This is a genomic window from Bacillus sp. LR_5, from assembly GCF_042709275.1.
In genome coordinates this window covers 1-6,948 of the sequence record NZ_JAVAXX010000305.1, presented here as the reverse complement: position 1 = coordinate 6,948, position 6,948 = coordinate 1, and the positions used below count along the sequence as shown (strand labels likewise).

The following is a 6,948-nucleotide window of genomic DNA, read 5'->3' as shown; positions in this document are numbered from 1 at the left end:
GGAGTGAATCGTCATGAAAAAAGCGGCGGCGGTTTTGCTGTCACTCGGTCTCGTTTTCGGTTTTTCATGCGGAGCTGACCATGTGGCGGAAGCCAAAACAAAGGTGAAGGTCTATAAGAACTGCAAGGAGTTAAACAAAGTATACAAAGGCGGAGTGGCCCGCACATCGAAGGTGAAAAACAAAGGCGGAAAAACGAAGTACAAGCCTTACGTCTCTAAGGACCTTTATGATGCCAATAAAAATAAAGACCGCGATAAAGATCTTATCGCCTGTGAACGGTAAACAAGAAAAAGCAATCTGATGACCAGATTGCTTTTTCTATTGCTTAAGCCGCCTGATCGGCCGCAGCACTTTTCGCCTTCCTTGTCATAAGGCTGACTGCCATCATGACCGTGATATTCAAAAGCAGGGCGACGATGCCGACATTCAAGTCTTTTGCGGATTGCGGCAGAGCCGGAAATAAAGTGCCGATCGTCGTTTCCGTCATTGTAATATAAGTAACTGCTCCGACACCTGCAATAATGCCGGCGAAGGCTCCTTGCTTTGTCACCATATTATGCTTGAACAGGCTGAACAAAAGGGCGGGGAAAAGCTGTGTGACAAGGCTGTAGCCCATCAAAAGCAGCGTAACGATGGTATTCCCGCCTTTGAAGGTAAAATACACCGAAATCAACGCAATCACCGGCACTAAAAACTTAGCAAGAGCCGATACTTGCTGTTCTGTCGTGCGGGGCGCGATTACCTTGTACACATTTTTTGCAAACAGTGTGGAGGCGGACATTAAGATCATAGACCCTGGCACAAGTGCTGTCAGCAGTCCGGCAGCACCGATAATTCCGACAAACCAAGGGTCAAATGCTTGCAGAGACAGTCTCAAAAGCGACAAATCCCCGTCTGCGCCATTCAGATCTGGAACTTGCAGGATAGCCGCGAAGCCGACGAAAAGGACAAAGAGCAGGACCAGCTGGTACAAAGGCATGATGATGGCGTTTTTACGAAAGACTTTTGGGTTTTCGGCTGAATACGAAGCGGAAAACGTGTGAGGCCACATGTAAAAACCAAGCGCTGTCAAGAGTACGGTTGAACTGAACCAGGCCACACTTTGTCCCGATTCGGGGAGCGTAAGAAAGCCAGGCTTTGCCGTTTCAATCTGCTGAAACATGTCTTGAAATCCGCCGTAGTAATGAATTGGCAAATACACACCTAAAAACAGAACGACAACCAGAATCATGATGTCCTTCACAACCGATATCCAGGCAGACCCGTGAATGCCTGAAACCATAACATAAACCGTGATGGAAACAGCGCCGATCCAGATGGCAGCGGTCGGGGTGATTTTGCCGTACGAGGTTTCCGATACAATCAGCCCGAGGCCTTTCAGCTGCAGTACAAGATAGGGAATGAGTGCGGCGATGCCGACCAGTGAAACGAGAATGCCAAGCAGCGGACTGTTGTATTTTTTTGTGAAAAAATCAGACTGCGACATTAGTTTATGCTGTTTCGCGTACGTCCAAACTGCTGGAAGAAGCCAGTAAGAAAGGATGTAGGCCAGACATCCGTAGGCGATGATATAAAAGGCTGGACCGCCCTTTCCGTAGGCCCAGCCGCTGCCGCCGAGAAACGTAAAAGTAGTATAAATTTCGCCTGCCATCAAAAGGAAGACGAAAACAGTTCCGAAGCCGCGCCCTCCGACCGTCCACTGCTCCAGGTTCATGTCTTTTCCTTTTTGGGCGCGTATACCGAGAAAAATACTCAAGAGCAGGACACCGAAGATGATGATGAGAGCTGCATTCATTCTGCTTCCTCCTTTTTATTTTCCTTGTCGAGGACATACACAATCGCCATCAGCGCAGAGGTCAAAAGAGCCCACATCACAATATAGGCAAGAATAAACGGCATGCCGAACACATAGGGGGTCACCTTATTTGCAAAAGGGATGCCGAGTAAGATTCCGATAAAGGGCAAAGCGGCAAGAACGTGAATCAGTTTCATAGAATCCTCCTTCTATTTAGGATTGAGGTGTACAAGCCTAAGCGTACTGAAAATGATGTCGCAGATATCGCAGCACATGTCATTTTTTGGAGTGAAAGGCTGTGGTTCGAATTATAAATAAATTTATTTTGTTTGTATAGTGTGAATTGTCTGAAATTAATGCTCTGAATCGCCCGAAGAGGGAACGGGCAGTATGATTCAAAAGGCTCAGAGTCTGTCTGGGGCAAATAGATAGTATGTTAATAATTCGCTGACCTGCTCACGGATTCGCGGATTAAAATAGCGATGGTTTTCTTCATAACCGTCGATGACAAATGTATAGAGTGTAAAGGCCTCATCGCGTTCCGTCTCGCGGATTGCAATTTTTCTTTTCCTCAGTTCTTTTCTGACCTCCATCAAATCCTTTTGTGCTATTTTTAATGATTCGCTGATAAGCTGTTTATAAGGATGCTTCAATTTTAATGTGCTTTCTTCAATTCCGGCGAGATCACGGTTAAAAATCGTAATGGCCATGGGCAAAAAGAGAGCCCGTTCAATTAAATCGTATATTTCCTCCTGCAGATTTGGCATATTGACTCCTTCTTTCTAAGGGAACGTTTGTTCTATTTGTATTCTATATCGGCTGGTGAAATGTTTCAAGACAGAAAAAATCACCAAAACTTTTTAGTTTTCTGCTGATAATGTGTAGAATAAGGATAGACAAACCCGGTAAGGAGTATAAATGTTGGAGCATTTTTTATCCTATTTGACACAAGAACATTTAACTGAATTATTTCAAAGCTATAGGGCTTTCGGTCCGCTCATTGCTGTGCTGCTGCCTTTAATTGAAGCATTTCTCCCGTTTTTGCCGCTGATCGTGTTTGTGGTGGCGAATACGAACTCGTTTGGCTTGTGGGAAGGATTCATCCTATCCTGGGCGGGATCAACTGCTGGTTCCATTCTCGTCTTTTTGATTGTCCGTCAATACGGACAGAGAAAATTGCTTGGATTTATCCGCAGTCATCCGTCTGTCAGAAAGCTGATGTTATGGGTGGAAAGACACGGCTTCGGTCCCATGTTTCTTCTGCTTTGTTTTCCATTTACACCGTCAGCCGCGGTGAATGTTGTTGCCGGTTTGTCAAGGATCGGAACGCGGCCGTTTATTTTGGCGGCAGCCTCGGGGAAGCTTGTCATGATTTTTATGATCAGCTTCATCGGATATGATCTGCACGCGCTGATTACACAGCCGATTCGAACGGTCATCGCCGTATTGGTGATCACTGTCTTATGGTATGTCGGCAAAAAGGTGGAGCGGTATCTGCATGTAAGAGCCAGTCAGCGTGAGCATGATGGAGGGAGACAGTAACATGAAAAAACGGTTTTGGTTTCTTGCCGGTGTAGTGTCCGTTGTTCTCGCCATTCAGGTTAAAAATGCTGTCTTTATTGATTACAAGGTAGAAGGCGTCAGTATGAACCCGACCTTCCAGGAAGGAAACGAATTGTTGGTCAATAAATTTTCGCATCGATTTAAAACCATCCATCGCTTTGACATCGTCCTTTTTAAAGGCCCTGATCATAAAGTGCTGATTAAACGGGTAATCGGCTTGCCCGGTGAAACGATCAAATATAAAGATGATCAGCTGTATGTGAACGGAAAGCAGGTTGCTGAGCCATTTTTGAAGCATTTGAAATCTGTTTCTGCCGGCAGCCATGTAACGGGTGATTTTTCTTTGAAAGATGTGACGGGAACAAGCAAGGTGCCGAAAGGAAAATATTTTGTCGTTGGAGATAATCGCATATACAGCTTCGACAGCCGGCATTTTGGTCCGATAAGAGAAAAAAATATTGTCGGTGTGATTTCTGATGCCGAATAAAAAGACGCTAATTGAAGAGGCGTCTTTTTGTATGCCGTTTGGAAAAATGTGTTGAAGAAAAATTTGTAAGGAGATATAATCAAAATTGTTACCTATGTAACAAAATTTATATATTTTTTGATTAGAGGGCCGTTTTTATTGGTTTTTGTTCGTTTTTCATGAAACAAAAGGAGTGGTGAATGATGATGAAATATGAAGCAGTGATTATAGGAGGAGGGCCGGTCGGATTTATGCTGGCTTCTGAGCTTGCGATGGCCGGAGTGGGAACATGTGTGATTGAACGGCTTGAAAAACCTGTTCCGCATTCCAAGGCATTGACGCTGCATCCCCGAACGCTGGAGCTCCTTGAGATGAGAGGGATTTTAGAGCGGTTCGTATCCAAGGGAAGCAAGATACCTTCCGGACATTTTTCAATGCTGGATACCCGTCTGGATTTTTCAGGCTTGGATACGAGCTGTCCTTACACGCTTTTGCTCCCGCAGTCAAAAACAGAAAAGCTTCTTGAAGATCATGCACGAAGCCTGGGAACAGAGGTGTTTCGGGGTGCCGAGGCGCTGGCGGTTACGCAAAACGGGGAAGCGGTCCAAACGATTTTTAAGGATCGGGACGGCAGTGTACGGACGATCACAAGCAAGTTTGCCGTTGGGGCAGATGGCGCCGGAAGTACCGTCCGGAAACAGGCAAAAATTGAGTTTCCGGGAACAGACAGCACTGTCACCGCTGCGCTTGGGGATGTGGTGCTCCTTTCTCCGCCGCCGTCAGGCGTGCTGTCCCTTTGCACAAAAGAGGGCGGTGTTATGATTGTTCCGTTATCTCCAGACCGATACCGTGTCGTTGTGATCAGCCCTTATCGCACGCAAACGCCGAAAGATGTGCCTGTGACTGAGGAAGAGCTGAAAGCTGACCTCCTGCGAATTTGCGGAACTGACTTTGGTTTAAGCAACCCTTCGTGGATGTCGCGGTTCGGGAACGCCGCGCGCCAAGCGAAACGGTATCGGGACGGCAGAATCTTTCTTGCGGGTGATGCCGCGCATATTCATTTTCCGGCGGGCGGGCAAGGACTGAATGTCGGTCTTCAGGATGCAATGAACCTTGGGTGGAAACTGGCGGCGGCCATCAAAGGCTCTGCGCCTTCATGGCTTTTGGACAGCTACCATGACGAGCGGCATCCGGCAGCGGAAGGGCTCCTCAGAAACACGGAGGCACAGACAAAGCTGATCGATTTCACTCAAGCAGGCCTCCATTTGCGAAGCATGATGTCGGAGCTGCTGGCCTTCCCTGATGTGAATCGATATGTAGCAGGGCAAATTTCTGCACTCGATGTCAGATATGAAGCTGATCGTACCATGCCGCCGAATCGTTTGAACGGGGCACGGCTCCCTGACATGAAGCTGATTCTTTCCGACGGCAGTTCGGAATGGCTGTACAGCTTTTTCCAAAACGGGTCATTCGTTTTGCTGTCATTGAGGCAGGAAGCTGATGAGCATATCGAAGTGAAAGGCTTACGTACGGTAACCGCCTCGCTTGCAGAACCGAATGAAAAGTTGCGGGATGTGCATACCATATTGGTTCGTCCCGATGGACATGTAGCCTGGGCGGTGGATGCATCAGCGCCCGATTGTGCCGAGGTGATTCAAAAAGGGATCAGCCGCTGGTTTTCCGTCACCAGCCGAATATAATTCAATTCGATTGTTTCATCTGTAACAAAACGGTATGATAGAAGAAACAATCGAATGAAAAAGGATGGAAAACCCGATGAACACAGATCATACGAAACGCAATCTTTTTGAATTGTATGCGGAGCTCATTCATCAGCAGGAGAAATGGGAGGGGCTTATTAAAGCCTTTTTATCTGACGAATTGGGGAAGCTGGATGTAGAGCACGGGAGTAAATCTCAATTGACGATGACAGAAATTCATGTTCTATCCTGTGTCGGGGACAATGAACCAATTAATGTCACGTCGATAGCAGAAAAAATGAATACGACAAAAGCGACTGTATCACGCATCAGCACAAAATTGCTCGGCGCAGGATTCCTTCACAGAACACAGCTCAGCGATAATAAAAAGGAGGTCTACTTCCGATTGACGCCTGCTGGAAAAAAGCTGCACAGTTTGCACAAATATTATCATCAGAAGGCTGAACAGCGTTTTCTGTCATTTTTTGACCGCTATACCGAGGAAGAGATTCTTTTTGCGGAACGGCTGTTTCTGGATCTGGTGACAAAATGGTATCCGTCGTCAGAAGAAATTGAAGGGGGGCTTCCTAGCATTTTTAAATAAAAAAACACGCACTGCGGTGCGTGTTTTTCGCGTTTCTTCCTTCTTTTTCAAGGCTGTAACGTAAATCAGTTTTCCTCTTGAAGAGATGTTCAGGAATTTGCCCTGCTTATACGATATGTCTATTAGTATCTTTAATTTACACATTTTCTACTGTGTTTTTGATGCTTTGTTTTCAAGTGAAATAGGGTCTTCTGTTTTAGTTCTCCTAATCTTTACAGAAATACCTACTAGAATGACCGCCATAGTTGTAAATATTCCCATGGTTAATAAGATCGTATCCTGATTTAAACTCCATCCAATTAAGAAAGAGATGATCGCTCCTCCGAAACTTGCCGAAGCAATAAATAAACTTGTAACTTCGTCAACGTACTTCTGAATAATGATTGATGCTAGTGTTAAAGCAATGGGAAATATGCCCGCTATACTTAGGCCAATCAAAAATGTACCACCCAATTGAAGTATTGGGTTACTTATATAAGAGAAGGCAATCAACAAAACAATTAAACAACTACAGCTAAAAAGGAGGTATTTGGAAAAATCAAGCCTTCTACTTACGAAACCAATCAATATTCTTCCTATGATGATCCCTACCCAGAAAAAGGAGACACTTATAAGACTAATTTGTTCATTGTCTTGGTTTATCATGATTGAAGGTAAAAAGTTGGCAAAATTTGTTTCAATTCCAGCATATAGGAAAGCAAAAAATACAAAAAAGCCTAATTGCTTTGATTTTTTTCTATCTCCTATAAAGTATTGAAATGCTCCTCCATCTGGAAAGGTCACTTGTTGGTTAGCATTCTTAGCGTACTTTCGGTTCTT

Annotated in this window: 8 protein-coding genes and 1 pseudogene; 5 read left to right on the top strand and 4 right to left on the bottom strand. The window is 45.1% G+C overall.

The genetic code is table 11. From position 1 onward, the window contains the following. The first annotated feature begins 13 nt into the window (after positions 1–13). Positions 14–283 (top strand): excalibur calcium-binding domain-containing protein, encoded by a 270-nt coding sequence (locus tag RAC86_RS32675; protein WP_029726293.1) that lies wholly within the window; start codon positions 14–16, stop codon positions 281–283. A gap of 43 nt (positions 284–326) precedes the next feature. Here RAC86_RS32675 and RAC86_RS32670 read toward each other — a convergent pair whose 3' ends face one another. The 3 genes from RAC86_RS32670 to RAC86_RS32660 form a co-directional block, all read right to left on the bottom strand. Beyond that, the gene (locus RAC86_RS32670) at positions 327–1,796 is read right to left on the bottom strand and encodes a sodium:solute symporter family protein (protein ID WP_029726292.1); all 1,470 of its coding nucleotides are present in this window, start codon (positions 1,794–1,796) and stop codon (positions 327–329) included. Next, complete coding sequence (locus tag RAC86_RS32665; protein WP_003224377.1) at positions 1,793–1,993, bottom strand: DUF3311 domain-containing protein; 201 nt, start codon at positions 1,991–1,993, stop codon at positions 1,793–1,795. The genes RAC86_RS32670 and RAC86_RS32665 overlap by 4 nt, the downstream gene beginning before the upstream one ends. A gap of 207 nt (positions 1,994–2,200) precedes the next feature. Beyond that, a complete protein-coding gene (locus tag RAC86_RS32660; RefSeq protein WP_003233132.1) occupies positions 2,201–2,563 on the bottom strand; it encodes a YhjD family protein in 363 nt (120 codons plus the stop codon). 151 nt (positions 2,564–2,714) lie between these two features. On the opposite strand from RAC86_RS32660, the gene RAC86_RS32655 reads away from it, so the two are divergent. The 4 genes from RAC86_RS32655 (at position 2,715) to RAC86_RS32640 (ending at position 6,129) form a co-directional block, all read left to right on the top strand. Beyond that, positions 2,715–3,338, top strand: a complete 624-nt coding sequence (locus tag RAC86_RS32655) for a TVP38/TMEM64 family protein (protein WP_010886465.1) — start codon at positions 2,715–2,717, stop codon at positions 3,336–3,338. 1 nt (position 3,339) lies between these two features. Beyond that, positions 3,340–3,846: a signal peptidase I gene (gene lepB, locus RAC86_RS32650; RefSeq protein ID WP_003233128.1), complete on the top strand. Its 507-nt coding sequence runs from the start codon at positions 3,340–3,342 to the stop codon at positions 3,844–3,846. A 179-nt stretch (positions 3,847–4,025) separates the two neighbouring features. Next, complete coding sequence (locus RAC86_RS32645) at positions 4,026–5,525, top strand: monooxygenase (protein WP_003233126.1); 1,500 nt, start codon at positions 4,026–4,028, stop codon at positions 5,523–5,525. Positions 5,526–5,601: 76 nt separating this feature from the next. Next, entirely contained in the window at positions 5,602–6,129 is a 528-nt protein-coding gene (locus RAC86_RS32640) for a MarR family transcriptional regulator (protein WP_377886496.1), read from the top strand. A 147-nt stretch (positions 6,130–6,276) separates the two neighbouring features. On the opposite strand, the pseudogene glcP reads toward RAC86_RS32640, so the two are convergent. Continuing rightward, positions 6,277–6,948 (bottom strand): annotated as a pseudogene (gene glcP, locus RAC86_RS32635) (glucose/mannose transporter GlcP); the annotation flags it as partial.

Excerpts from the sequence above, each read along its gene's own strand:
- RAC86_RS32670 (WP_029726292.1), bottom strand. The coding sequence starts at position 1,796 with ATGAATGCAGCTCTCATCATCATCTTCGGTGTCCTGCTCTTGAGTATT.
- lepB (WP_003233128.1), top strand. The coding sequence starts at position 3,340 with ATGAAAAAACGGTTTTGGTTTCTTGCCGGTGTAGTGTCCGTTGTTCTC.
- RAC86_RS32675 (WP_029726293.1), top strand. The coding sequence starts at position 14 with ATGAAAAAAGCGGCGGCGGTTTTGCTGTCACTCGGTCTCGTTTTCGGT.
- RAC86_RS32645 (WP_003233126.1), top strand. The coding sequence starts at position 4,026 with ATGATGATGAAATATGAAGCAGTGATTATAGGAGGAGGGCCGGTCGGA.
- RAC86_RS32655 (WP_010886465.1), top strand. The coding sequence starts at position 2,715 with ATGTTGGAGCATTTTTTATCCTATTTGACACAAGAACATTTAACTGAA.
- RAC86_RS32640 (WP_377886496.1), top strand. The coding sequence starts at position 5,602 with ATGAACACAGATCATACGAAACGCAATCTTTTTGAATTGTATGCGGAG.
- RAC86_RS32665 (WP_003224377.1), bottom strand. The coding sequence starts at position 1,993 with ATGAAACTGATTCACGTTCTTGCCGCTTTGCCCTTTATCGGAATCTTA.
- RAC86_RS32660 (WP_003233132.1), bottom strand. The coding sequence starts at position 2,563 with ATGCCAAATCTGCAGGAGGAAATATACGATTTAATTGAACGGGCTCTC.